Source organism: Streptomyces sp. NPDC126503, from assembly GCF_040302405.1.
GTDB classification, from domain to species: Bacteria; Actinomycetota; Actinomycetes; order Streptomycetales; family Streptomycetaceae; genus Streptomyces; species Streptomyces gulbargensis.
Map to the genome: position 1 here is coordinate 1 of NZ_JBEORS010000033.1, position 23075 is coordinate 23075.

Genomic DNA, 23075 nt, shown 5'->3' on the forward strand with positions numbered 1-23075 from the left:
GTGTTGGTGTTGATCGCGACGACGGACGGTTCGTTCAGAACGATGCCTCGACCCCTGACGTACACCAGCGTGTTGGCGGCCTCGCGGGCCGCGTCCCAGGCGGCGACCGTGGTCTTCTCGGCGTCGCTGGCGGCCAGCGCGGCGCGGGCCGGGTCGGCGTCGGGGGCCGAGTCGTCGAGCCAGCCGGCCCGTACCGCCTCCGCGGTCTCCTGCTCGACCTCGGCGAGGCGCTGGCGCAGGTGGCCGGCCTCGCTGCGGGCCCGCTGGGCCTCGGTCGCGGCGGTGGTGGCGTCCCGGTGGGCGGCCTCGCCCGCCTCCTGGAGGGCGGTGGACCGCTCCTCCTCCTCGGCGGCGTGCCGCTCGCCCTCCTCGGCGGCCGCGGAGAGGGCGCGTACGAGGTCGGCCGCGGCCTTGGCGCGGGCGGCGAGGGCCGGGGCGGCGTCGCGCTCGGCCTCGCGGATGGCGGCGGCCACGCGCGCCGAACGGTCGGCGGCGGCGCGGTGGCGCAGGACCGCCTCGGCGGCCTGCCAGGCGGAGTGCAGCGTGCGGGCCTCCAGGAGTTCGCGGCGCTGGGCGGCGGCTCCCTTCTCGGCCGCGGTCAGCGCCAGGGAGGCGTGCCGGAAGGCGAGTTCGGCGGCGATGAGGGCGCTGCGGCCGCGGGCCGTCTCGGCCTCGGAGACGGCGTGCGCGGCGGTGGTGACCCGCTGGGCGAGTTCGGCGGCCCGGCCCCGCTCCTCGGCGGCGCGGGCGGAGAACCGGCGGGCGAGGGTACGGGTGCGGCGCTCGGCGCCGGCGTGGACCTCGCGCGCGTGGGCCCGGGTCTCCGCGGCTTCCACGATCCGGTTCAGGAGGTCCACGGATCCGGCGGTGAACTCGCGCTCGGCGGTGAGTTCGGCGCGGCGGCCGAGCTTGTTGCCGAAGCCGCCGACGAGGTCGGCGAGTCCGTCGGTGTCGCGGGTGTCGGTGACGGCCCGCAGGAGCAGGTCCGTGAAGTCGGAGTCCTTCTTGACCGCGAAGAGGCCGGCGGCCTCGCCCTCGTCGGCGTTCATCTCGCGCTGGTAGCGGAAGAGTTCGGGGTCGAGTCCGAGTTCGCCGAGGTGTTCGTTCCAGCGGTCGTGGATCTCCTCCCAGTACACCTCCAGGTGCGGGTACGCCTTGCCGGCCTCGGTGAGCGCGTCGCGGAAGCCCTTCATGGTGCGGCGGCGGCCGGTGGCGCCGGACGCGCCCTCCGCCGGGGGGCGGACGGTGGTGGCCTCGGCGACGGGGAGGCTGTCCAGGCTGAGCCCGGGTCCTGGGCGGAAGGAGTACCAGGCCTCGGCGAACTTCCGCGGGTCGTTGGAGACCTGACGGCCGCGCCACTCGCTGGCCTTGCCGACGACGACCAGCTCGCCGGTGAGGGTGTGCTGCCACTCCAGGGCGACGTGACCGCAGTCGTCGGCGAGGAGGAACTTGCGGAGCACGCCGGAGCTGGCGCCGCCCAGGGTGTTGCGGTGGCCGGGCAGCATGACCGAGAAGATCAGCTTCAGGAGGACGGACTTGCCTCCGCCGTTCTCCAGGAACAGCACGCCCGCGGGGGCGGGGCGGCGCGGCGGGCCGACCGGCTCCTCCTCGAAGAACTCCGCCTGGGTGGGGGCGGGGTGGGGCACGGGGGCACCGACTCCGCGCAGGTCCAGGACGGTGTCGGCGTAGCGCGCACCGGCGGGGCCGATGGAGTAGAGGCGGACCCGGGACAGCTCGTACATGGCGAGGGACTCTCGTACTGGGAGGTTCGGTTACGCGGGGCGGTCAGGCGTGGAACGGCAGGCCCGCGTCGGCGGCGAGTTCCAGGTCGTCGCCCTCGGGCGGCGGGAGGAGCGTCGGGGAGCCGTCGCTGACGGGGACGACGCCGAGGTCCAGCAGCTCGGCCATGGCGGCGGAGCCGGCCATGTCACGGACCTGGAGCTGGTAGCGGGCGGTGGTGCGGTAGGAGCCGCCGCCCTCGTCGCCGGTGCGCTGGAGGAAACCGGATTCGGTGAGGAAGGCGACGGCCTTGCCGACGATGCCGGTGGTGGAGCCCGCGAGGCGGCGGGCGTCCTTGGTGGCGCCGGTGGCGCTGCGGCGGGCGTAGATCCGCCAGGCCGCCTCCAGGGCGGGGGCGTCGGAGGCCGGGTCGGTGTTCTCGCCCTGCTCCTCGGCGCGCTGCTCCAGGCGGAGGCAGGCCTGGCGGACGAAGGCGTCGACGCCGTTGACGGTGAGGCGGCCGATGTAGCCGTCGTCGGCGAGGTCCTCGGGCCGGGGGAAGGCCATGGCGGCGACGGCGAGGTGGGCGAGGCCGTGGAGGAAGCGGTCGGCGGCGTCGGTGTTGGCCCGGCGGGCGTAGTCGCCCATGCGGACGGCGAAGACGGAGTCCTCGCCCGCGGTGACGGCCATGCCCGCGCGCGGGGAGACCTCCAGGACGATCAGGCCGAGGCCGGTGGCGACCGCGTCGGCGAGCCGGGCGAAGGGCGGGTCCTCGCGGTAGCGGCGGAGCAGTTCGGCGTACTCGGCGTCGCGCGCGGGGAGCAGCTTGGGCTGGAGACCGAAGGAGACCAGGCGGGCGGCGTCGGCCGCGTCGGCGGGGGTGACGGCGGACGGCGCGGGGGCTTGCGCGGGCTCCGGCTCGCTCCACGCGTCGGCGTACTCGGCGTGGGTGTCGCTCACGGCTGGGGCTCCTCGGTGCGGCGCTCGGTGTCGGGACGGGTCAGGGGGAGGGGGACGGGGGTGACGGCGGCGGGGCGGACGGTCGCGGCGGGGCGGTCCGCGCCGGACGGCCGGTCCGGCGTGGGCGTAGGGGCCGGGCCGTCCGGGCGGGCCGGTGCCGTGGGCTGGTCCTCGGCCGGGACCCGCGGGGCCGGGGCGCCGGTGAGCCGGACGGCGCGGACCGCGGGCAGGCCGCCGCGCACGGAGGCGGCGCCGGTACGGGAGGGCGCCGCCGGGAGCACGGACCCGACCCGGGGTCTGCCTCCCGGCCCCGGCCCCGGTCCGGGGACGGCGCCGACGGGCGGTTCCACGACCACGGGCCGCACGCGGGGACCGTCGGCCGGCACCGGGGCTTCGCCCGGCACGGGGCCGCCGGTCGGCACGGGGGCGTCCGGAGCCGGTCCGGCCGGGGGCTCCCCGGGAGCGGTGGCGGGGACGGTACGGGGCGCGGGGGCGGTCACGAGGCCTCCGTACGGGCGGCGGCCATGCCCGCCGCGTCGAGCAGGGCCGTACCGACGATGAGGTCGGCGCCGCCGAACTCGGGGTCGTCCAGGGGCGTGCCGTCGTCCACGGCGAAGAGGAGCCGTTCCTCGCCCTGGCGGTAGGCCGTGCCGACCGGGGGGCTCGCCGCGTGGACGGCCAGGAGCGCGACCAGGTACGGCAGGTCGGGGTCGAGGCGGCGGGCCTCGGCGAGCAGGCCGGAGAGGCGGCGCGGGGCGTCGTGCTCCAGGTCCAGCAGGCGGAGGGCCCGGGCGAGCTGCTCCTCGCTGAAACGGGAGTCGTCGGGGGTGGCGATCAGGTCGGGCTCGGGCATCTCCGCGCCCAGGTGCTCGCGCTCGACCGGCGGGGTGAGCAGCAGGTCCACGAGGTCGCCGAGGCGTACGGAGGCGGGGGTGCGCAGGCCGGTGCCGTGGGCGAAGAAGGCGTCCGTGACCTTGGTGGCCCGGGCGACGGGCAGGGGCAGGACCGGGGCGACGAGCTGTCCGTACAGGTCGAGCCCGGTGTACCGGGTGGGGGCGGCGAAGGCCTGCCGGTCCTGTTCGGCGCGGAAGAGGGGGCCGGCCTCCAGGAGGCGGGACTGGAGCTGGGTGTGGCGCCGGATGCAGTCCTTGACGATGTCCACGAGTTCGGCGGCCCGCCGCTTGTGTTCGGCGGTCTTCGGGTCGGAGGTCGTCTCGGCCTCGTCGCGCGCCTTGCGGATGTTGGTGAGGATCGCGTTCTCGTGGCGGTAGCGGTCGGCGACGTGGTCGAGCGCCTCCGCGATCATGTCGGGGACGGCATTGAGCCAGTCCACGGCGCGGACGTTGCGCCGGGTGGCCTCCAGCGTCTTGCGGAGGGTCTCGGCGTACTGCACGGTCCGGTAGCGCGCCTGCTCGGCGGCGAGCTGGGCGTCGGCGAGCCGGCCCCGGCTGATGAGCACCTCCAGCTTCACCTCGGCGGCGATCTGGGCGCTGGTGACGTCGGTGTCGAGGGCGCCGACGAGCACGTTGACGGCTTCGTCGGTGGTACGGAGGTAGACGCCGCCCCCGTAGCCGGGGACCTCCTCGATGAGCTTGAAGTCGTAGTCCCGGCGGACGTACACGCCGTCGGTGTCGAAGGTGCCGTAGACGGCGCGGAAGCCGCGGTCGACGCTGCCGACGTTGATCAGGTTCTCCAGGACCCAGCGGGCGACGCGCTCGTGCTCGGCGGCGGGCCGGCCGGGCGCCTGCGCGGCGACGCGCGGGATCAGCCGGGCCACTATCTGCTCGTGGTCGGCGCCGGTGTCGAAGTCCATGTTCAGCGTGACGAGGTCGATGGCGGCGAGGGCCACCTCCGCCATCGCGTACACCGAGTACTCGCCGGCGAGGTTCGCCTTGCGGACGTCGAGGTCGTGCAGCGGGGCGGTGCACGCGAGCGCGCGGAGGCGCCGCGCGAGCCCTTCGTCGGCGGCCGGGCCCTGCGCGGGCCGCGGCCCCGCGCTGAGCTGGGGCGGAGCGGGATCCGTCGAGCCTTGCGAAGTCACGGTGCACAGAGTAGGTCCTGGAGCTGACACCGGTCGAAACGACGCAGGTCCGGCCGGGGAACGCGGACGCCGGCACGGGCCGGGCTCGGGGGCCCGGCGGCTGAGGGGCGGCGGTACGGGGACCGGTCCGGCGGTACGGGCCCGGCGGGGCGCGGGGCGGCTGTACGAGGCTCTGTGGGGGCCCGGGCCGGCCGAGGCCCCGCGGTGCGAGGCCCTGTGGCGGTCCATGAGCGGGGCGGCGGCACGGGCCGGCGGGCGGGCTCGGGGGCCGGTCCAGGAGGGCGCAGGGGCTTCGCCCGGGGGCTGGCAGCGGACCAGGGTCTTTCTTTCGGATCAGGCCGGGTCAGGGAGCGGCGCCTGGTGCCGTGGATCGCAAGGCGGAGGAGGGAGTCCATGCGGTGGGGGCACCTCCCGTGCCCGAAGGGCTACGGGGAGAGGCGCGGTGCTGGGGGCACCTCCCAGGCGAAGCTCTGCGGGAAGGCGCGAGCCCGGCAAGATCCGGAAGACAGGCCCTAGGGGCCGGGCCGGGTGCGGACGAGCTCCGGGGAACGGGGGCCCCGTGAGGTCAGCGTCCCGACCGGGGAGGTGGGCGTCAGGGCCGTCCGCTCACGCGGTCCCGGCCGGCGGGGCGCCCGGGGCCCGCCCCGCGAAGGGGGCGTACGCGGCGGCGACGCACGCGTGGGAGTCGTCGAGGTAGCGGGCGAGGAGGCGTTCGGCGGCGGGCCGGTCGCCCGCTCGCAGGGCGTCGAGGATCTCGCGGTTGCGGAGGAGGAAGGGCTGGTGCAGGGAGCGCGGGTCGGGCACGACGTGGAGGGCGAGGCGGAGTTCGGCGAGGACGCTCCGCATCAGTTCGTCGGTGCGGGGGCTGCCGGCGAGGGCGACCAGCGCGCGGTGGAAGTGGATGTTGGCGGTGGCGACGCCCTGCCAGTCGTCGGCGCCGGCCGCGGCCTCGCCCTCCGCGACGGCGGCGGCGAGCGCCGCCAGGGCGAAGGGGGGCCCGCCGAGACCTCGGACGACCGCGCATTCCACGAGCCGCCGGGTGCGGTAGATGTCCTCGACGTCCTCGGCGGCCAGGACGCGGACGAAGACGCCCCGGTTGAGCCGGTGGACGAGCAGCCGCTCGTGGGTGAGCAGCCGGAAGGCCTCGCGCAGGGTGTTGCGGGACACGCCGAGGGCGCCGCCGATGTTCTCCTCGGAGAGCCGGGAGCCGGGCGGGAAGTACCCCTCCGCGATCCGGGTGCGGAGGATGTCCGCGACGCGCTCGGCGGTGCTGGTACGCCCGAGCAGCGCGCGGTCCTCCGCCAGTCCCCCGGCGTCACTCGTGCCCACGGCGCCCCTTCCGTCCCGTTCCCCTCCGCCGCTCCGGCGTGCGCGGCCGAGTCAACCGCAGAACGGGGGGACGGGACAACACAGCTCTTGTCGGATCGTTCAACAATCCTCTACGTTGGCGGCACCCGCGCGCTCACGCCCGCACGCCCTCCGCCGGCGGACCGGGCCGGACAGGGGCGGGGCCAGAGAGGAAGGGCCGCCATGAGCAGGGTCTCGATCGACCTCAACGCCGATCTCGGCGAGGGCTTCGGCCGCTGGACGCTGACCGACGACGAGCGGCTCCTCACCGTCGTGACCAGCGCCAACGTGGCCTGCGGCTTCCACGCGGGGGACGCCCCCACCATGCGCCGGGTCTGCGAGCTGGCCGCGGAGCGCGGGGTGACCATCGGCGCGCAGGTGTCCTACCGCGACCTGGCGGGGTTCGGCCGGCGCGCCATGGACGTGCCGGCGGCGGAGCTGGCGGCCGAGGTGGCGTACCAGATCGGCGCTCTCGAGGTCTTCGCCCGGGCCGCGGGCTCGCGCGTCTCGTACGTGAAGCCCCACGGGGCCCTCTACAACCGGGTCGTCCGGGACGGGGAGCAGGCGGCCGCGGTCGTCGAGGGCGTGCTGCTGGCCGGCCGGGCGCTGCCGGTGCTGGGGCTGCCCGGCTCCCGGCTCCACGAGGCCGCGGCGGCGGCCGGGCTGCCGCCCGTTCCCGAGGCCTTCGGCGACCGGGCCTACCGGGCGGACGGCTCGCTGCTGCCGCGCGGGCGGGAAGGGGCCGTGGTCTCGGACCCCGGGGAGGTCGTGGAGCGGTCGGTGGCCATGGCCCGGACCGGGACGGTCACCGCGCACGACGGCACCGTGGTGCCGGTCGGCGCCCGCTCGCTCTGCCTGCACGGGGACACCCCGGGCGCGGTGGAGCTAGCCCGGCGCGTGCGGGCCGGCCTGGAGGCCGCCGGGATCAGGGTGGAGGCGTTCGCGTGAGCACCCGCCGGAGCGGGCCGCCCAGGGTGCTGCGGGTGGGCGACCGGGCGCTCCTGGTGGAACTGCCCGACGGCGACCGGGCGGAGGCCTTCCACGCCGAGGTGCTGCGCCGGCGCGCGGCCGGGGAGCTGGCGTCCGTACGGGAGGTGGTACCGGCGGCGCGCACGGTGCTGCTGGACGGCGTGGACGATCCGGAACGGCTCGCCGCCGAGTTGCCCCACTGGGAGCCCGCGCCGCTCCACGCGCGCGTGGGCGGGGCCGTCGAGGTGCCGGTGCGGTACGACGGTCCCGATCTGGCGGAGGTGGCGGCGCTGTGGGGGGTGTCGGTGGCGGAGGCGGTGAGGATCCACACGGCGGCGGAGTTCCGGGTCGCGTTCTGCGGGTTCGCGCCGGGCTTCGGCTATCTGACGGGCCTGGGCGAGCGGTACGCGGTGCCGCGCCGCGCCACTCCCCGCACCGCCGTCCCGGCGGGCTCGGTGGCGCTGGCGGGGCCGTACACGGGCGTGTACCCCCGTTCCTCCCCCGGCGGCTGGCAGCTGATCGGCACCACGGACGTCGTGCTGTGGGATCCCCGGCGCGAACCGGCGGCCCTGCTGACGCCGGGCACCCGCGTCCGGTTCACGGCGGAGGACCTGCCGTGACCGGCCGTACGGTCGCCGTCGTCCGGCCCGGGGCGCTGACGACCGTGCAGGACCTGGGGCGGGTGGGCCACGCGCATCTGGGCGTGCCCCGCTCGGGCGCCCTCGACGCCGGTGCCGTACGGCTCCTGAACCGGCTCGTCGGCAACACCGAGGGCGCCGCGGTCCTGGAGACCACCGTCGACGGGTGCGCGCTGCGGCCCGGGTGCGCGGTGACCGTGGCGGTGGGCGGCGCGCCCTGTCCGGTCCGCGTGGACGGGCGGCCGGCGGCCTGGGGCACGGCGGTACGGCTCCGGCCCGGGTCCCTTCTGGAGGTGGGCGCGGCGGTGCGCGGACTGCGTTCGTACGTGGCGTTCGGCGGCGGGATCGCGGTCGAACCGGTGCTGGGCAGCCGCTCCACCGACCTGCTCTCCGGCCTGGGGCCGGCGCCGCTGTCGGCCGGCGCCGAGCTGCCGCTGGGAGCGGTGGCCCCGTCCCTGCGGGGGCCGGTCGACGTCCCGCCGTGGCCGGGCCCGCCGGACGAGCTCGTCCTGCGGGTGCGGCTCGGCCCCCGGGACGACTGGTTCACCCGCGAGGCGCTGCGGACCCTCGCCACGCGCGCGTACCGGGTGTCGCCGGCGAGCAACCGGATCGGACTGCGGCTCGACGGCCCGCCCCTGGAGCGGGCCGTGCAAGGTGAACTGCCCAGCGAGGGCTTGGTCCTGGGCGCGGTGCAGGTGCCGCCGGACGGGCACCCGGTGGTGTTCCTGGCGGACCATCCGACGACCGGTGGGTACCCGGTGGTGGCGGTGGTCCGGGAAAGGGACCTCGACGCGGCGGCCCAGGCCGTGCCGGGCACCGCGGTCCGCTTCGTCCCGGTGACCCGGCGCGGGCCGGGTGGGGGCGGGCCCCGGTGACGGCGGCTCCGGGACCCACGAAGGGCGGCGGACGCGCGTCCCGGGGCTCCTCGCCCCCGTCCCGCCCGTGACGTCCGACGACGGCCCCGTGGCCGCGCCGCCCCTGGAGTGCCGCTCCCCAGCCGTCGGAGCGAGGGGGCGATTCCCGGTCCGTCGAGGGGGGCCGGCCGGGAATCGCGGCGACGGGGATCGGACGCTCGTGCGGGAACCGGGGCGGGCCGGTCCCCGCGGCACCAGGGGTCCGGCTCAGACCTGCAGGTCGGGGCCTATCCGGTTCCGTACCGCGGTCTGGACCTCGACCTCCTCGGCCGGGTCGGCGGCGAGGCGGCGGAGTCGCTCGGCGACGCGTACGTCTCCGGTCTCCGCGTGCTGGGCCGCGATCTCGCGGGTGGTCTCCTCGCAGTCCCAGAGACATTCGACGGCGAAGCCGGTCGCGAAGGTGGGGTCGGTCGCGGCGAGGGCCCGGGCGGCCCGGCCGCGGAGCTGGGAGGAGGAGGTCTCGCGGTAGATGTGGCGCAGCACCGGGGCCGCGCAGGCGATGCCGAGGCGTCCGGCGCCGTCGGCGAGGGGGCCGAGGGCGGCGGCGTCGGGGCCATCGGCGCGGACGGTGCCGCGCAGGGCGTCGAGGACGAGCCGGGCGTCGGCGGCGGTGCCCCGGCAGGCCAGGACCTCGGCGGCGGCGGCGCCGAGGGCGTCGGCCCGGCGGACCCAGGCGCGGGCACGGGCGACGGCGTCGTCCCCGCACATGCGCCGGTAGGCGGCGACGGCCGCCTCGGCGACGGTACGGGAGTCGGTGTCGGGGGCCCCGTGGGAGCCGAGGTCGGCGGCGGCCTCGACCAGGTCGAGGACGGCGGGGTCCCGGGCCTCGGCGAGGTGGTGCAGGGCGGCGCCCCGCGCCCCCGGCGCGCCGTTCCGGGCGGCGTCGAGGAGTTCGGGCCGGTCCTCGGGGCCGGCGACGGCGGTGAGGCAGCGCGCGGCCGGCCCGTGCAGCAGGGCACCGCGCGCGTACCCCTCCTGCGCCCAGTCGAGGACGGCGCGCACGCTCCAGCCGGGGCGGGGTCCGGCCGGGCGCAGCTGGCGCTGCCAGCGGTCGAAGGAGCCCTGTTCGCGGGCGGCGCGGACGCGGGCGCCGACGGCCTCGCGCGGGTCCTCGGCCCAGAGTCGCCAGGGGCGGGGTTCGAAGGCGTCCCGCACGGTGCGGGACAGTTCGGCGTCGCCCTCGGGTCCGGCGGGGAAGCGGGCGAGGACAGGCAGGGCGAGGCCGCGCAGGCCGGCGTCGTCGTCGCGCAGCGCGAGCTCGTCCAGGGCCCAGGCCCAGTTGGAGCCGGTGGCCGCGTAGCGGCGCAGCAGGAGCAGGGCGTCGTGCCGTCCGTAGGAGGCGAGGTGGCCAAGGACGGCGAGGGCGAGCCCCGTCCTGGTCTCCTCGGTGTCGAGGTGGTCCTCGGCGCCGAAGAGGTGCGCCTCGATGTCCTCGAGTCCTCCGTGGAGGTCGAGGTAGAGGCGGGCGTAGTACAGGGAGCGGTTCTCGACCTGCCAGTCGTGGCGGGGGTCCTGGAGCACGCAGTGGTTGAGGGCCGCGAGGGCCTCGGCACGGGGGGCGGCGAGCGCGTGCAGGGTGCCGTCGCCGCGGCCCCTCTGCAGCAGGCCGAGCAGGGTGCCGCTCGGCGCTATGACTGGATCGAACATGGGAAGACGCCTCACATCAAGCTGTCGACACGACCGGGGGAGACCGGGAGCATCCGGGGGTCCGGTATGACCCGGGTCGGGCGGTACGTCGCCCGTACGCCTAGGCCGTGCGGCAACATGCCGAGCCGCTCGTCGTCGTCCATCGCTTGCCAGTGACCATCTTCCTCTGCCTCTCGTCGATGGCCCGGTCCACCGGGCCCGACGTCATGATGACCCACCCGTTTCGGCGCCGCGACCACATTTACGGCACCGCTCTCACCTGGGGTTCAGTACCCGTTCACCGGGTTTCGAAGAGTGCGAGGAGTTCGGTCTTGCCGAACATCCGGGCCGTGTCCAGGGCGGACGGAGTCCCGGCTTCCGGATCGGCGCCGCCGGCGAGGAGGGCGCGGACGACGGCGTCCTCGCCCTTGAAGACCGCTCCGGCGAGGGGGGTCTGGCCGCGGTCGTTGGCGCGGTCGGCGTCGGCGCCGCGCTCCAGGAGGGCGGTGACCGCGGGGGCGTGCCCGTGGTAGGCGGCGAGCATGACGAGGGTGTCGCCCTTGTCGTTGGTGAGGTTCGCGGGGACGCCCGCGTCGACGTACGCGGCGAGCGCCTCGGCGTCTCCGGCGCGCGCCAGGTCGAAGACCTTGGACGCCAGCTCGACGACCTCGGGGTCAGGAGTCTCGCTCATCTCTCGGTAACCGCCCTTCCAGCTGTGACCTGCGCACGGCGAACGCCGCCGTACGAGTGAATCGACAGGGTACTGCCCGTCCGGGGACATGACGGCGCCCGGCCGAGGCAAAGATCACGGCAGTCCGGACCCTGCCCCCGACTAGCGCACCTCACGCATTTCGCCACCGGGGGGCGGGGGTGGCGTCGGCCGGTCAAGTGAAAACGTCACCGATTCACCCGATTGCACCTTTAATCACATAGATACTTCCCGTGAACTTGGAAGGACTCATGGTGACTGTCCCCTCAACCAGGAGAACACCCAATGATCCTGTCCATCTCAGGCGTGGTCCTGCTCGGCATCATCTGCTTCCTGTTCTTCAAGAAGGACGGGATGAAGGCCTCCCACGCCCTCGTCAGCGCGCTGTTCGGCTTCTACCTCGCGGGCACCGCCATCGCCCCCAGCATCACGGCGGGCGGGCAGAGCCTCGCCAGCCTCCTGGGCGGGATCAAGTTCTGACGCCCCCCAGCCCCTTCCACGACTCCAGGAGCACGACGTGGCCCGGCGACCACTCCCCCGCATTCTGAGCAGCGGCAGCGCACAGATCGCTCGCAGCCGAGAGATCGCGCGCACGGCCGCCGACAGCGCCACCGACGTGCTCCATCCGCTGATCACGGTCACCCGGGGTCTGCGGAAACTGGCGGCGGCCGCGCGCGCCAGGTGGGCCGCGACCCCCAAGGACCGGCGCGGTCCCACGCTGTTCCTGGTCGCGGCCGTCGTCCTGGCCGTCGTCCTCATGCCGTACGGGCCGCTGTTCGCGCTCGTGACGCTGATGGGCGCCGCCGCGTGGAAGGGGCGCGAGCGTCCGGTCGTGAAGACCGGGCCCGACGAGGCGGAGGTGGCACGGCTCAAGGGCCTGTACGAGGCGCTGGTGCCGTACTTCTCCGTCCCCGAGGACCCCGCCCCGCTGTTCGCCCACGGCGGCGACTGGAGCGGCGTCTTCGACGAGTACGCCTTCGACGAGGACGGCCGGCCGACCCGGCTGCGGATCGCGTACCCCCCGTACTTCACCGACGGCGAGCCCGCCGCCCGGGCCCGGGTCGAGCAGCTGCTGCACGCCAAGTCCGGGCGTGGCCGGGAGTACCTCTTCGACTGGGACGAGGAGGGCAACCGGCTCGTCATGAGCGTGCTGCCCGCGCTGCCCACCACCATCGCCGCCCAGCGGTTCGTGACCGTGCCCGGCGAGACGGTGCTCGGCTTCACGGACGCCGAGGCCGTGCAGCGGACCGTTCCCGTGGTGACCTCCGACGGAGCGGAGGACGCCCCCGCCGTGGTGTGGCGCACGGGGCCGCGCTCCACCGAGCCGCACCTGCTCGCCGTCGGCCAGCCCGGCAGCGGCACCACCTCCCTGCTGCGCTCCCTCGCCCTCCAGGCCCTCCCCCACGGCGACGTCCTGATCGTCGAGGGCACCGGCTCGGGCGAGTACGCCTGTCTCGTCGGCCGCGAGGGCGTGCTGGGCGTCGAGAGCGCCCTCTCCGGCGCGCTCGGCTGCCTGCAGTGGGCGGCGCAGGAGACCGAGCGGCGGCTGATCGCCGCGAACCAGGCCCGCCAGGCGGGCCGGCCGGCGCCCGAGGACACCCGGCGGCCGCTGTGGATCCTCGTCGACCGGCCGGGCGTCCTCGGCCACCTGGCCGCGGCCGAGGGCCGGCAGGACCCGCAGGAGCTGCTCCAGGTGCCGCTGCGGCACGGGCGCGCGGCCCACGTGACCGTGGTGGTGGCGGAGCAGTTCGACAGCGTGGACACACTGCACGAGACCGTACGGACCCACACCCGGGCCCGGGTGGTGCTCGGCCCGGCGCCGGCGGACCGGATCGCCTGGGCCCTCGGGGCGGAGCCGCACACCACACCGGTCCCCCAGGTGCCGCCGGGCCGTGGCTACGCGCGCCTCGGTACGGGCCCGGTGCTGCGCCTCCAGGTGCCGGCGACCCCCGACCCGTACGACGACGCGACGAGCGAGGCGCACCGGCAGGCGGTCCTGGAGCTGCTGCCGGAGCGCCTGCCGGCGGTCACGGCGCCGCTGGAGAAGGTCCCGGAGTCGGCCGCTCCCCCGGCGTCCGCCCCGGCCACCGTGCCGGAACCGCTCGCCGAGCCCGCGACCCCGGGACACCCGGCCCCCCGGCACACGCCGGTCCCGGCGGAGGGCTGAACGGCCCCGGGACACCGCGGAGGCCGGTACGGACCCCGGGTCCGTACCGGCCTTCGCGCGCGCCCGTCAGGCGACGAACGAGCGGGGCGGCTCGGCACCGCTCGTCATGCCGGAGGCGACGAGCCGGGCCGCGGCGGCGAGCCGGACGGCCGCCTCCTCGGCGACCGCCCCGGCGACCGTGAAGGGCAGCCGGACGTACCCCTCGAACGCCCCGTCGACGCCGAAGCGCGGCCCCGAGGGCACCCGGATCCCGACGCGCTCCCCCGCCTCGGCGATCCGCGAGCCCGACAGGCCGCCGGTCCGCACCCACAGCGTGAGACCGCCGCGCGGTACGGAGAACTCCCAGTCGGGAAGCTCCCGGCGGACGGCGGCCACCAGGGCGTCCCGGTTCTCCGCGGCCTGTTCGCGCCGCAGGCTCACGGCCTCCTCCCAGCCGCCGGTCCGCATGAGCCAGTTGACGGCGAGCTGCTCCAGGACGGGCGTGCCGAGGTCCGCGTAGGCGCGGGCGGCGACGAGCGAGCGGATGACGTCGGGCGCCGCCCGGACCCAGCCGATGCGCATGCCCGCCCAGAAGGCCTTGCTGGCCGAGCCGACGGTGAGGACGGTGGAACCGGCCGGGTCGAAGGCGCAGACCGGCCGGGGCATGCCCTGATCGTCGTCGAAGTGGAGTTCGGTCATGGTCTCGTCGACGACGAGGACGGTCCCGGCCGACCGCGCGGCCTCCACGAGCTGCCGCCGCTGGTCCTCGTCGGCGAGCGCGCCGGTGGGGTTGTGGAAGTCGGCGACGACGTACGCGAGGCGGGGCGCGGCGTCCCGCAGCACCTGGCGCCAGCGGGGCAGGTCCCAGCTGCCGAGCCCCTCGGACATGGCGACGGGCACCAACCGGGCGCCGGCCTCCCGCATGAGCTGGAGGATGTTGGCGTACGACGGGGATTCCACGGCGATGCGTTCGCCGCGTCCGGCGAAGAGGTGGCAGATGGCGTCCATGGCGCCCATGGCACCGGTGGTGACCATGATCTGCTCGGGCATGGTGGGGATGCCGCGGGCGGTGTACCGGTCGGCGAGCATCTGCCGCAGGGCGGGCAGTCCGGCCGGGTAGTCACCGTGCGTGTGGGCGTACGGGGGCAGCTCCTCCAGGGCGCCCTGGACGCCCCGGGTGAGCCAGGGCTCGGGCGCGGGCAGCGCCGCGCAGCCCAGGTCGATCATCGAGCCGAGCGCCTCGGGCGGCAGAGGTTCGAGACCGCGCGCCGGCAGGGGGTTCCCGGCCGGCACCGCGGTCCAGCTGCCCGCGCCACGGCGGGACTCCAGGAAGCCCTCGGCGCGCAGGGCCTCGTAGGCCGCGGCCACCGTCGTACGGCTGACGGTGAGGGCGAGCGCGAGTTCCCGTTCGGCGGGCAGGCGGGCGGCGACCGGGACGCGTCCCTCCAGGACGAGCAGGCGGATGCCGTCGGCCAGGGCGCGGTAGGCGGGCGGCTTGCGGGCGCCGGGCACGGCGGGGCGGGGCTGCTGCGCCTGGAGCTGCCGGGCGAGCTGGGCCGGCCCTACCGCCGAAGTCCACTGAGCCATCGAAATCAGTCCACCTTCCTCGAATTGGCCATGGTTGACATCCGATCTCCCGCCACAGAGTGACATGAGTCAGTCCACCACCACCACACAGGGGGGCACTCCTTGTCCATCGCCTCCGGTCTTCGAGGCCGGCGCCTCGCCCGCCGGCTCGTCCAGCTGTACGCGGGGCTCGCGCTGTACGGGTTCAGCTCGATCCTGCTCCTGCGCAGCGGGCTCGGCCTGGAGCCGTGGAACGTCCTCCACCAGGGCATCGCCGGGAGGACCGGCCTGAGCATCGGCCTCGTGACGACCGTCCTCGGCGCGCTCATCCTGCTGGCCTGGATTCCCATCCGGCAGCGACCGGGCCTCGGCACGGTCTCCAACGTCCTGGTGATCGGCCTGGCGATGGACCTCTCCCTGGCCGTCCTGCCCCCGGCGCAGGGCCCGGCCGCCCGGATCGCGGCGATGGCGGCCGGCATCGTCCTCAACGGCATGGCGACCGGCCTGTACATCGCGGCCCGGTTCGGCCCCGGCCCGCGCGACGGGCTGATGACCGGTCTGCACCGGCTCACCGGCCGGTCGGTCCGGCTGGTGCGGACGGGCATCGAGGTGACGGTGGTCGCGACGGGCTTCCTGCTCGGCGGCTCGGTCGGCGTCGGCACGGTCCTCTACGCGCTGGCCATCGGGCCGCTCGCACAGGTGTTCCTGCGTCTGTTCGCCGTGCCGGAGCCGGCCGGCGTCAGCACCGTGGTCGCCTCGGGGACACCGGAACAGGCCATACTGCGGCGGTGACTCCCGTACGCCACCCCTATCTCGACCATCCCGCTCCCCTGCCGTTCGCCCACCGCGGCGGCACGGCGGACGGCCTGGAGAACACCGCGGCCGCCTTCCGCCGGGCCGCGGCGGCGGGCTACCGCTACTTCGAGACCGATGTGCACACCACGGCGGACGGGCGGCTCGTCGCCTTCCACGACGCGACCCTGGACCGGGTCACCGACGCCTCCGGGCGCATCCGGGACCTGCCCTGGGCGGCCGTACGACAGGCGCGGGTGGCGGGCAAGGAGCCGTTGCCGCTGTTCGCGGACCTCCTGGACGAGTTCCCCGAGGCCCGCTGGAACGTGGACGTGAAGGCGGAGTCGGCGCTGCTCCCGCTGCTCGCCCTGATCCGGCGGACCGGCGCCTGGGACCGGGTCTGCGTGGGCTCCTTCACCGAGGCGCGGGTGGCCCGGGCCCAGCGCCTGGCCGGGCCGCGGCTCGCCACCTCGTACGGGGTGCGCGGGGTGCTCGGGCTGCGGCTGCGGTCGCTGGGCATCCCGGCGGCGCTGCGGGCGGGCGCGGTGGCGGCGCAGGTTCCCGAGCGACAGGGCGTGATCCCGGTGGTGGACCGGCGCTTCGTGCGGGAGGCGCACGCGCTCGGGCTCCAGGTCCACGTCTGGACGGTGAACGATCCGGAGCGGATGAACGCGCTCCTTGACCTCGGGGTGGATGGCATCATGACCGATCATCTGGAGACGCTGCGCGGGGTGCTCACCGACCGAGGGCTGTGGGTCTGAGCCGCGTCCCGCGACGGGGACGAACGAGGGGGGCGCGGCCGTGACCGCCGACACCACCGACCAGGAGGGGCGCGCCGCCGATCCGGCCGACCGCCGGCGCGAACAGCGCGGCTGGTACTTCTACGACTTCGCGTGCTCGGTGTACTCGACGAGCGTGCTGACGGTGTTCCTCGGCCCGTACCTGACATCGGTGGCGGAGGCCGCCGCGGACGCCGGCGGCTTCGTGCACCCGCTGGGGATCCCGGTGCGGGCCGGCTCGCTGTTCGCGTACGCGGTCTCGGCCTCCATCGTGGTGGCGGTGCTCGTGATGCCGCTGGTCGGGGCCGCGGCGGACCGGATGGGGCGGAAGAAGCCGCTGCTGGCGGCGGCCGCGTACGTGGGAGCGGCGGCCACGGCCGGGATGTTCTTCCTGGAGGGCGGGCGGTACCTGCTCGGCGCCCTGCTGCTGATCGTGGCCAACGCCTCGCTGGCGGTCTCGATGATGCTCTACAACGCGTATCTGCCGCAGATCGCCGAGCCGGACGAGCGGGACGCGGTCTCCTCGCGGGGCTGGGCCTTCGGCTACACCTCCGGCGCGCTGGTCCTGGTGCTCAACCTGGTGCTGTACTCCGGGCACGACTCCTTCGGCCTGACGGAGGGCGAGGCGGTCCGCGTCTGCCTGGCGTCGGCCGGCCTGTGGTGGGGCGCGTTCACCCTGATCCCGCTGCGGCGGCTGCGCGACCGGCGTCTGGCCCGGGAGACGGCCGGGCCGGCGGAACCGGGGGCGGGCGCGGTGGGCAACGGCTGGCGGCAGCTGCGCGCCACGCTGGCGGACATGCGCCGGCATCCGCTGACGCTCTCCTTCCTCCTCGCGTACCTCGTCTACAACGACGGGGTGCAGACGGTGATCTCGCAGGCCTCGGTGTACGGCTCCGAGGAGCTGGGCCTGGACAAGACGACGCTCATCACGGCGGTGCTGCTGGTGCAGGTGCTGGCGGTGGCGGGCGCGCTGGCGATGGGCCGGCTGGCCCGCTCGTACGGGGCCAAGCGGACGATCCTGGGCTCGCTGGCGGTCTGGACGGTGATCCTGGCGGCCGGGTATCTGCTGCCGGCCGGAAAGCCGGTCCTCTTCTACTGCATGGCGGCGGCGATCGGACTCGTCCTCGGCGGCAGCCAGGCCCTGTCGCGCTCGCTGTTCTCGCATCTGGTGCCGCGCGGGAAGGAGGCGGAGTACTTCTCGGCGTACGAGATGAGCGACCGGGGGCTGAGCTGGCTGGGGCCACTGGTGTTCGGTCTCGCGTATCAGCTGACCGGGAGCTACCGGGATGCCATCATCTCTCTGGTGATCTTCTTCGTGGCCGGTTTCGCGCTGCTTCTGCGGGTACCCGTACGGCGTGCGGTGGTGGCCGCGGGAAACCCGCTACCGGAGCGTATTTAGACGCGGGAGTGAAAGGCCGGTAGTGTACGCCTTTGGCCTGCCAGGCGGACCGTTACTGCGTGCTGCTTTGGTGAAGACGCCAGGTCACATCTGCCGCCAGATGTGACAAAACGGGCACTGGTGGGTACAACAAGGGGCGGCACGACGGGCGACGCATGACCCGGAACGGGAATCTTTACCGCCGACCGGACGTTGACCGGATGACGACGACAGCGACACCTGTCCTGTGGGCGACAAGCCCGGGAGGCACGATTCATGAGTGAGCGAGCTCTTCGCGGCACGCGCCTCGTGGTGACCAGCTACGAGACCGACCGCGGCATCGATCTGGCCCCGCGCCAGGCCGTGGAGTACGCATGCGAGAAGGGCCATCGTTTTGAGATGCCCTTCTCCGTGGAAGCGGAAATTCCGCCGGAGTGGGAGTGCAAGGTCTGCGGAAGCCAGGCGCTTCTGGTGGACGGGGACGGCCCCGAGGAGAAGAAGGGCAAGCCGGCGCGTACGCACTGGGACATGCTCATGGAGCGGCGCACCCGCGAGGAGCTAGAGGAGGTCCTCGCCGAACGGCTGGCCGTCCTGCGTTCCGGCGCCATGAACATCGCGGTGCATCCGCGCGACAGCCGCAAGTCCGCCTGACGGACGGCTGTGACAGCAACGCCGCGGGGCCCGGTACACGATTTGTGTACCGGGCCCCGCGGCGTTCTTCCGTCCCCCGTCTCCGGGGCGGGCGCCCAGGGGGCAGCCGGTCAGGGGGTCAGCGGCGGGCGGGGCCGGTCCGTGTCGTACGGATGACGGCCGTCCTCGCGGACGACCTCGCCCTGCACGACCTTGCCGTCCGGGCGGCGCATGCGGGCCTGCTGGAAGGCGTCCTGGAGGCTGCCGGGCGGCGCGGCGTTCATCCGGCGCTCGACGGCCTTCTCCGCGGAGCGCCCGAGCGCGGCCCGGACGGGCGGGAACAGCAGGAGCAGACCGGCCACGTCCGAGAGGAGGCCGGGCAGGATCAGGAGCAGACCGCCCAGCATGAGGAAACCGTTGCGGTCCTCGGCGCCCACGCGGTCCGCCTCGGTCGGCGTGCGGCCGCTCCGGGCCGCCGCCTCGGCCTGCTGGAAGGTCGTGGCGAGGTTGCGGAAGGCCCGCCGGCCCGCCCGCTTGATGACGGTGCCGCCGAGCAGGGCGCCCGCGAGGAGCAGCAGGAACACGGTCAGGCCGCCCGCCGCGCCGGCCACCACCGTCAGCAGCCAGATCTCCAGGGCCAGCCAGGCGGCGATGCCGAGGGGCAGGAAGGTGCGCGCGCGGGAGCGCCGGGGGGCGGAAGGGGGCGGTGCGCCGGTCGTCATGGTCACCAGTGTGCCTGGCGCGCCGCAGGAACGCCGTAAAGGAAGGATCAGCGCCCGGAGCGGGGCGTCCCCCGGCCCGCCGCCCGGCCGAGGAACCGGCCCGCCTTCTCCGCGCGGGCGGTGAGCCCCCAGGCGGTGACCCTCCACAGCGCCTCGACGAGGATGTCGCGGCTCATCTTGGAGTCGCCCGCCTCGCGCTCCACGAAGGTGATGGGCACCTCCACGACGTGGAAGCCGGCGGCGACGGCCCGGCGGGCCAGGTCGACCTGGAAGCAGTAGCCGGCCGAGGCCACGTCATGCAGGCCGAGCCCCTCCAGGGTCTCCCTGCGGAAGGCCCGGTACCCGCCGGTGACGTCGCGGATCGGCACGTCGAGCAGCACGCGCGAGTAGAGGCTGCCGCCCCGGGAGATGATCTCGCGGGACTTCGGCCAGTTGACGATCCGCCCGCCGGGCACCCAGCGCGAGCCGAGCACCAGATCGGCGCCCTTGAGGGCGGTGAGCAGCCGGGGCAGCTCCTCAGGCCGGTGGGAGCCGTCGGCGTCCATCTCCACGAGGACGCCGTAGCCGCGCTCGATGCCCCAGCGGAAGCCCGCGAGGTAGGCGGCGCCGAGACCCTCCTTGCCCCGCCGGTGCAGGACGTGGACGTGGCCGTCCTCGGCGGCGAGCTCGTCGGCGAGCTTCCCCGTGCCGTCGGGGCTGTTGTCGTCGGCGACGAGGACGTGCGCCGCGGGTACGGCCGCCCGCACGCGGGCGACGACCGGCTTGATGTTCTCGGCCTCGTTGTAGGTCGGGATGATCACCAGGACCTCGCCGAGCGGGCCGTAACGCCTCTGGCCACCGTCGTTCACTGCTGCCCCTTCGGTTCCCTGCGCGGGCTCCCACCTTAGCGAGACCGCCGGGGTGGTCCGTCCCGCCGGGCGGGGCGCCCGAAGCGCCGGGACCGGGTGCCCGCGTGCGGTGCGGGGCCCGGAGATCCTTCGGTCCGACCCGGGACCCGCTGGCTGCGGATCGACCGAAGGCCGTTGTCTACTGAACGTCCGGGCCCCACCCGGGTCGCACCTTCCGCCGGCGAAACCTTCCCTCGCGGCCGGGGCGCGGGCGGCGCTCGGCGACGGCGAGGGGGCGGACCGGTCGGACGTCCTGTGGTGGACGCGGAGAACCTACCGGCCCGTGAGGGTCGACTGTCAACACCCGTTTGACCTGCGACGATGAGTGAAAGGCCCAGGTGGACGGGGAAGATCCGCAGGTCGGGGACAAGCCCGCCGGACGGCGCCCGGCGGGCGGAATGTCCCTACATCACTCGTTCGGCCGGTCGAAGACCGTCTGTCCGTACACCACCGTGCGCAGGCACACCGGCAGCTCCCGGCCCGGGGTCAGATCGGGCAGACCGGGCGTACCGGACCGGGGATCGGTGGACCAGCGGGCCACCCGGTCGTCCGGCGCCTGCACCACCAGCTCCCCGGTCCGCCAGACCGCGTAGTCGGCCGGTGCGCCGGGCACGAGCACCCCCGCGTCGTCCCGGCCCACCGCCCGCCAGCCACCGCGCGTATGGGCGGTGAAGGCGGCACGGACCGAGATCCGGTGCTCGGGCGTGCGATGGAAGGCCGCGGCCCGGACCGTGCCCCACGGGTCGAGCGGAGTGACCGGGCTGTCCGAGCCGAAGGCCAGCGGCACGCCCGCCCGCAGCAGGGCCGCGTACGGGTTGAGGGTACGGGCACGCTCGACGCCGAGCCGGTCGGCGTACATGCCCTCGTCCCCGCCCCAGAGCGCGTCGAAGGCCGGCTGGACGGAGGCGGTGAGGCCCAGTTCGGCGAAGGCGGCGATCGTCTCGGGGGTCAGCATCTCGGCGTGCTCGACCCGGTGCCGGGCGGCCCGGACGCGCGCCAGGCCCAGCTTCTCCGAGGCGGCCCGCACACCCTCCACCACCGCGCTCACGGCGGCGTCGCCGATCGCGTGGAACCCGGCCTGCAGACCCGCCTCGGTGCAGGCCACGACATGGGCGGCCACGGTGGCCGCGTCCAGGTGCGCCGACCCCGTGTGCCCGGCCCGGTCGGCGTACGCCTCGTGGAGGCAGGCCGTGTGGGATCCGAGGGACCCGTCGGCGAACAGGTCGCCCGCCGCCCCCAGGGCACCGAGCGCCCGCGCCCGCTCGACGTCGAGATCCGCCCAGTAGCCGACGACCCGCGGGCCCGGCTCGCCCCGGGCCAGATCCATCAGTCCGGTGAAGTCCTCCTCCGAGGAGATCCGCGGACCGCCGCACTCGTGCAGCGTGCCGATGCCCAGGGACGCCGCGTGCGCGCGGGCCGCCCGCTGGGCCTCCGTACGCTGGCCCGGCGAGACCGCGGCGAAGGCGGCCGCGCGCACCGCGTGGTGCGCGTCGCCCGTCAGCGGCTCCCGCCCGTCGTGGAAACCGTCCATGTCCCGCACGCCCGGCACCAGGTCGAGCAGGGCCGTGGTCACCACCGCCGAGTGGACGTCGATCCGCGTCAGGTACACCGGCCGGCCACCGGTCAGCTCGTCCAGTTCCGCCCGGCTCGGCGGACGGCGCTCCGGCCAGCGCGAGGCGTCCCAGCCGTGCCCGAGGAGGATCCGGTCCTCCGGGCGGGCCGCGGCGTGGGCGCGGATCGCGTCCGCCGCCTCGGCGAGCGAGCGCGCCGAGGACAGGTCGAGGCCGGTCAGGGCGAAGCCGGTCGCCGTCGTGTGCACGTGCGCGTCCACGAAGGCCGGCGTGACGAGCGCCCCCTCCAGGTCGACCACCTCGTCCACGCCGGAGGCGAAGGCGTCGGCCGCGCCCTCCGAACCCACCCAGGCGACATGCCCGCGCTCCACCACCATGGCGGTGGCGAAGGGGTCGGCAGGGCTGTGGACTTCTCCACCGCGCAGCAGCACGGTGCGGTGTTCGCCGGCAGAAAGGCTTTCGGTCATGCGCACAGGCTAGGACGTGGGGGGACCCGGTTTGTCCGGCAGGTCCCCCCTCCGCCTCAGATGCGCGGCGGTCTGGCCTCGTAGGGGGTGGAGAGCACCACCGTCGTACGGCTGGACACTCCCGCCTGGGAGCGGATCCGGCTCAGCAGGTGCTCCAGCTCCAGCGGTGTGGCGACCCGCACCTTCAGGATGTAGTTCTCCTCGCCCGCCACGCTGTGGCAGGCCTCGATCTCCGGGATGTCCGCCAGCCGGTCCGGGGTGTCGTCGGGGGCGCTGGGGTCGAAGGGTTTGACCGAGATGAACGCGGTGAGCGGCAGCCCCACGGCCTCCGGGTCCACGACGGCGGCATAGCCGCGGATGACACCGCGCTGCTCGAGGCGGCGGACGCGCTGATGCACGGCCGAGGTGGACAGGCCGGTGGCCTTGCCCAGGTCGGTGTAGCTCATGCGCCCGTCCTTGACGAGCAACTCCACGATCTGACGATCCAGCTCCTCCATGCGGTGACCCTATTGCTCCGAGGGGCCCCGGGGACAGCCGGGGACCGGCCGCCGAGGGCGCTATGGGCGTTCACGGGGCACCTGCGACGGGCATGTGACGAACGCCACAGGTTTGAGGGGGTTCCGGGTCGCGCCCACACGGTTATGCGGAGGGCCGCATGGGAAGTTGTTGCTGTGGTCGAGGCCGTACGGATCCGGCCGACCCACCCGAGGGGGAGAATCCCATGCAGGAGCCTGCTGAACCGGTCGAGACGTTCGACGAACTCGACGCGTACGACACCTTCGAGATGTTCCGGGTGATCTGCCCGGAGTGCGTGCAGCCCATCGCGCTGCTGGCGGACGAGGACGTGCTCCCCGAGCACGCGCTCTGCCCCACTCCGTGGAACCCCTTCACCCTGACCGTCTGCCCGGGCACCGGCCGACCCGCCGACGACGCCCGCCCCGCCGACGACAGCCGGGAACTTCAGGAGCAGGACACCGCCCTGCTCCTGACGCTCCCCCAGGAACTCGACTGGCGCACCCAGCCGTTCTCCCACGTCGGCGGCCCCGGTTCCCGTCCCGTCCGCTTCCCGCAGATGCGCCGGGCGGCCTGATCTCCCGAGGGCGCGCCCGGGGGTCTCTCCCCCGGCGCGCCCTTCGGCTCGCTCGCCGGCGCGCCCGCGCCGGGCCCGGGGGCCGGGCGGGTACGGGGCGAACTGGGGGGCGAATCGGTTCGGG

22 protein-coding genes are annotated in these 23075 nt (G+C 75.1%); 10 read left to right on the top strand and 12 right to left on the bottom strand.

Features of this window, described 5'->3' with window-relative positions:
- From ABTY40_RS28530 to ABTY40_RS28550, 5 genes are all read right to left on the bottom strand, one after another.
- Positions 1–1742, bottom strand: a 1742-nt coding sequence (locus ABTY40_RS28530) for a rod shape-determining protein (protein ID WP_352062150.1), incomplete at its 3' end; no start/stop codon positions are given.
- 43 nt (positions 1743–1785) lie between these two features.
- Positions 1786–2679: a hypothetical protein gene (locus ABTY40_RS28535; RefSeq protein WP_352062151.1), complete on the bottom strand. Its 894-nt coding sequence runs from the start codon at positions 2677–2679 to the stop codon at positions 1786–1788.
- Positions 2676–3179 (bottom strand): hypothetical protein, encoded by a 504-nt coding sequence (locus ABTY40_RS28540; RefSeq protein WP_352062152.1) that lies wholly within the window; start codon positions 3177–3179, stop codon positions 2676–2678. Before ABTY40_RS28540 ends, ABTY40_RS28535 begins: the two co-directional genes overlap by 4 nt.
- The gene (locus ABTY40_RS28545; protein ID WP_352062153.1) at positions 3176–4720 is read right to left on the bottom strand and encodes a hypothetical protein; all 1545 of its coding nucleotides are present in this window, start codon (positions 4718–4720) and stop codon (positions 3176–3178) included. The genes ABTY40_RS28540 and ABTY40_RS28545 overlap by 4 nt, the downstream gene beginning before the upstream one ends.
- A gap of 606 nt (positions 4721–5326) precedes the next feature.
- The gene (locus ABTY40_RS28550) at positions 5327–6049 is read right to left on the bottom strand and encodes a GntR family transcriptional regulator (RefSeq protein WP_352062154.1); all 723 of its coding nucleotides are present in this window, start codon (positions 6047–6049) and stop codon (positions 5327–5329) included.
- Positions 6050–6250: 201 nt separating this feature from the next.
- Here ABTY40_RS28550 and ABTY40_RS28555 point away from each other — a divergent pair, with 201 nt between their 5' ends.
- The 3 genes from ABTY40_RS28555 to ABTY40_RS28565 are packed head-to-tail and all read left to right on the top strand — an operon-like array spanning position 6251 to position 8549.
- Positions 6251–7015: a LamB/YcsF family protein gene (locus ABTY40_RS28555; RefSeq protein WP_352062155.1), complete on the top strand. Its 765-nt coding sequence runs from the start codon at positions 6251–6253 to the stop codon at positions 7013–7015.
- Entirely contained in the window at positions 7012–7656 is a 645-nt protein-coding gene (gene pxpB / locus ABTY40_RS28560) for a 5-oxoprolinase subunit PxpB (RefSeq protein WP_352062156.1), read from the top strand. The genes ABTY40_RS28555 and pxpB overlap by 4 nt, the downstream gene beginning before the upstream one ends.
- The gene (locus ABTY40_RS28565) at positions 7653–8549 is read left to right on the top strand and encodes a 5-oxoprolinase subunit C family protein (RefSeq protein WP_352062157.1); all 897 of its coding nucleotides are present in this window, start codon (positions 7653–7655) and stop codon (positions 8547–8549) included. Before pxpB ends, ABTY40_RS28565 begins: the two co-directional genes overlap by 4 nt.
- Positions 8550–8795: 246 nt before the next feature.
- Here ABTY40_RS28565 and ABTY40_RS28570 read toward each other — a convergent pair whose 3' ends face one another.
- Both ABTY40_RS28570 and ABTY40_RS28575 read right to left on the bottom strand, forming a co-directional pair.
- Complete coding sequence (locus ABTY40_RS28570) at positions 8796–10235, bottom strand: HEAT repeat domain-containing protein (RefSeq protein WP_352062158.1); 1440 nt, start codon at positions 10233–10235, stop codon at positions 8796–8798.
- Positions 10236–10512: 277 nt separating this feature from the next.
- Positions 10513–10905: an ankyrin repeat domain-containing protein gene (locus ABTY40_RS28575; protein WP_352062159.1), complete on the bottom strand. Its 393-nt coding sequence runs from the start codon at positions 10903–10905 to the stop codon at positions 10513–10515.
- 303 nt (positions 10906–11208) lie between these two features.
- On the opposite strand from ABTY40_RS28575, the gene ABTY40_RS28580 reads away from it, so the two are divergent.
- Together ABTY40_RS28580 and ABTY40_RS28585 are read left to right on the top strand one after the other, a co-directional pair.
- Entirely contained in the window at positions 11209–11403 is a 195-nt protein-coding gene (locus ABTY40_RS28580) for a hypothetical protein (RefSeq protein ID WP_046907412.1), read from the top strand.
- A gap of 37 nt (positions 11404–11440) precedes the next feature.
- Positions 11441–13090, top strand: coding sequence for a hypothetical protein (locus ABTY40_RS28585; RefSeq protein ID WP_352062160.1), 1650 nt, complete (start codon positions 11441–11443; stop codon positions 13088–13090).
- A gap of 66 nt (positions 13091–13156) precedes the next feature.
- Here the strand turns inward: ABTY40_RS28585 and ABTY40_RS28590 are convergent, their stop codons facing one another.
- Entirely contained in the window at positions 13157–14656 is a 1500-nt protein-coding gene (locus ABTY40_RS28590) for an SCO1417 family PLP biosynthesis transcription factor (RefSeq protein ID WP_352062161.1), read from the bottom strand.
- A 102-nt stretch (positions 14657–14758) separates the two neighbouring features.
- On the opposite strand from ABTY40_RS28590, the gene yczE reads away from it, so the two are divergent.
- From yczE to ABTY40_RS28610, 4 genes are all read left to right on the top strand, one after another.
- Positions 14759–15427, top strand: coding sequence for a membrane protein YczE (gene yczE / locus ABTY40_RS28595; RefSeq protein ID WP_352062162.1), 669 nt, complete (start codon positions 14759–14761; stop codon positions 15425–15427).
- On the top strand, positions 15424–16188 hold the full coding sequence (locus ABTY40_RS28600) for a glycerophosphodiester phosphodiesterase family protein (RefSeq protein WP_352062163.1): 765 nt from the start codon (positions 15424–15426) through the stop codon (positions 16186–16188). Before yczE ends, ABTY40_RS28600 begins: the two co-directional genes overlap by 4 nt.
- 40 nt (positions 16189–16228) lie before the next feature.
- Positions 16229–17605, top strand: coding sequence for an MFS transporter (locus ABTY40_RS28605; RefSeq protein ID WP_352062164.1), 1377 nt, complete (start codon positions 16229–16231; stop codon positions 17603–17605).
- Positions 17606–17860: 255 nt separating this feature from the next.
- Entirely contained in the window at positions 17861–18235 is a 375-nt protein-coding gene (locus ABTY40_RS28610; protein WP_026278069.1) for an RNA polymerase-binding protein RbpA, read from the top strand.
- Positions 18236–18345: 110 nt separating this feature from the next.
- Here the strand turns inward: ABTY40_RS28610 and fxsA are convergent, their stop codons facing one another.
- The 4 genes from fxsA to ABTY40_RS28630 form a co-directional block, all read right to left on the bottom strand.
- The gene (gene fxsA, locus ABTY40_RS28615; protein WP_352062165.1) at positions 18346–18936 is read right to left on the bottom strand and encodes an FxsA family membrane protein; all 591 of its coding nucleotides are present in this window, start codon (positions 18934–18936) and stop codon (positions 18346–18348) included.
- Positions 18937–18983: 47 nt separating this feature from the next.
- Complete coding sequence (locus ABTY40_RS28620; protein WP_352062166.1) at positions 18984–19784, bottom strand: polyprenol monophosphomannose synthase; 801 nt, start codon at positions 19782–19784, stop codon at positions 18984–18986.
- A 448-nt stretch (positions 19785–20232) separates the two neighbouring features.
- The gene (locus tag ABTY40_RS28625) at positions 20233–21861 is read right to left on the bottom strand and encodes an amidohydrolase (protein ID WP_352062167.1); all 1629 of its coding nucleotides are present in this window, start codon (positions 21859–21861) and stop codon (positions 20233–20235) included.
- Between the two features lie 56 nt (positions 21862–21917).
- A complete protein-coding gene (locus ABTY40_RS28630; protein WP_024760806.1) occupies positions 21918–22358 on the bottom strand; it encodes an Lrp/AsnC family transcriptional regulator in 441 nt (146 codons plus the stop codon).
- 224 nt (positions 22359–22582) lie between these two features.
- Between ABTY40_RS28630 and ABTY40_RS28635 the strand changes: the two genes are divergently transcribed.
- Entirely contained in the window at positions 22583–22951 is a 369-nt protein-coding gene (locus ABTY40_RS28635) for a hypothetical protein (RefSeq protein WP_345282042.1), read from the top strand.
- The last annotated feature ends 124 nt before the right edge of the window (positions 22952–23075 follow it).

Excerpts from the sequence above, each read along its gene's own strand:
- ABTY40_RS28625 (WP_352062167.1), bottom strand. The coding sequence starts at position 21,861 with ATGACCGAAAGCCTTTCTGCCGGCGAACACCGCACCGTGCTGCTGCGC.
- ABTY40_RS28555 (WP_352062155.1), top strand. The coding sequence starts at position 6,251 with ATGAGCAGGGTCTCGATCGACCTCAACGCCGATCTCGGCGAGGGCTTC.
- ABTY40_RS28570 (WP_352062158.1), bottom strand. The coding sequence starts at position 10,235 with ATGTTCGATCCAGTCATAGCGCCGAGCGGCACCCTGCTCGGCCTGCTG.
- ABTY40_RS28610 (WP_026278069.1), top strand. The coding sequence starts at position 17,861 with ATGAGTGAGCGAGCTCTTCGCGGCACGCGCCTCGTGGTGACCAGCTAC.
- ABTY40_RS28630 (WP_024760806.1), bottom strand. The coding sequence starts at position 22,358 with ATGGAGGAGCTGGATCGTCAGATCGTGGAGTTGCTCGTCAAGGACGGG.
- ABTY40_RS28580 (WP_046907412.1), top strand. The coding sequence starts at position 11,209 with ATGATCCTGTCCATCTCAGGCGTGGTCCTGCTCGGCATCATCTGCTTC.
- ABTY40_RS28575 (WP_352062159.1), bottom strand. The coding sequence starts at position 10,905 with ATGAGCGAGACTCCTGACCCCGAGGTCGTCGAGCTGGCGTCCAAGGTC.
- fxsA (WP_352062165.1), bottom strand. The coding sequence starts at position 18,936 with ATGACGACCGGCGCACCGCCCCCTTCCGCCCCCCGGCGCTCCCGCGCG.
- ABTY40_RS28635 (WP_345282042.1), top strand. The coding sequence starts at position 22,583 with ATGCAGGAGCCTGCTGAACCGGTCGAGACGTTCGACGAACTCGACGCG.
- ABTY40_RS28590 (WP_352062161.1), bottom strand. The coding sequence starts at position 14,656 with ATGGCTCAGTGGACTTCGGCGGTAGGGCCGGCCCAGCTCGCCCGGCAG.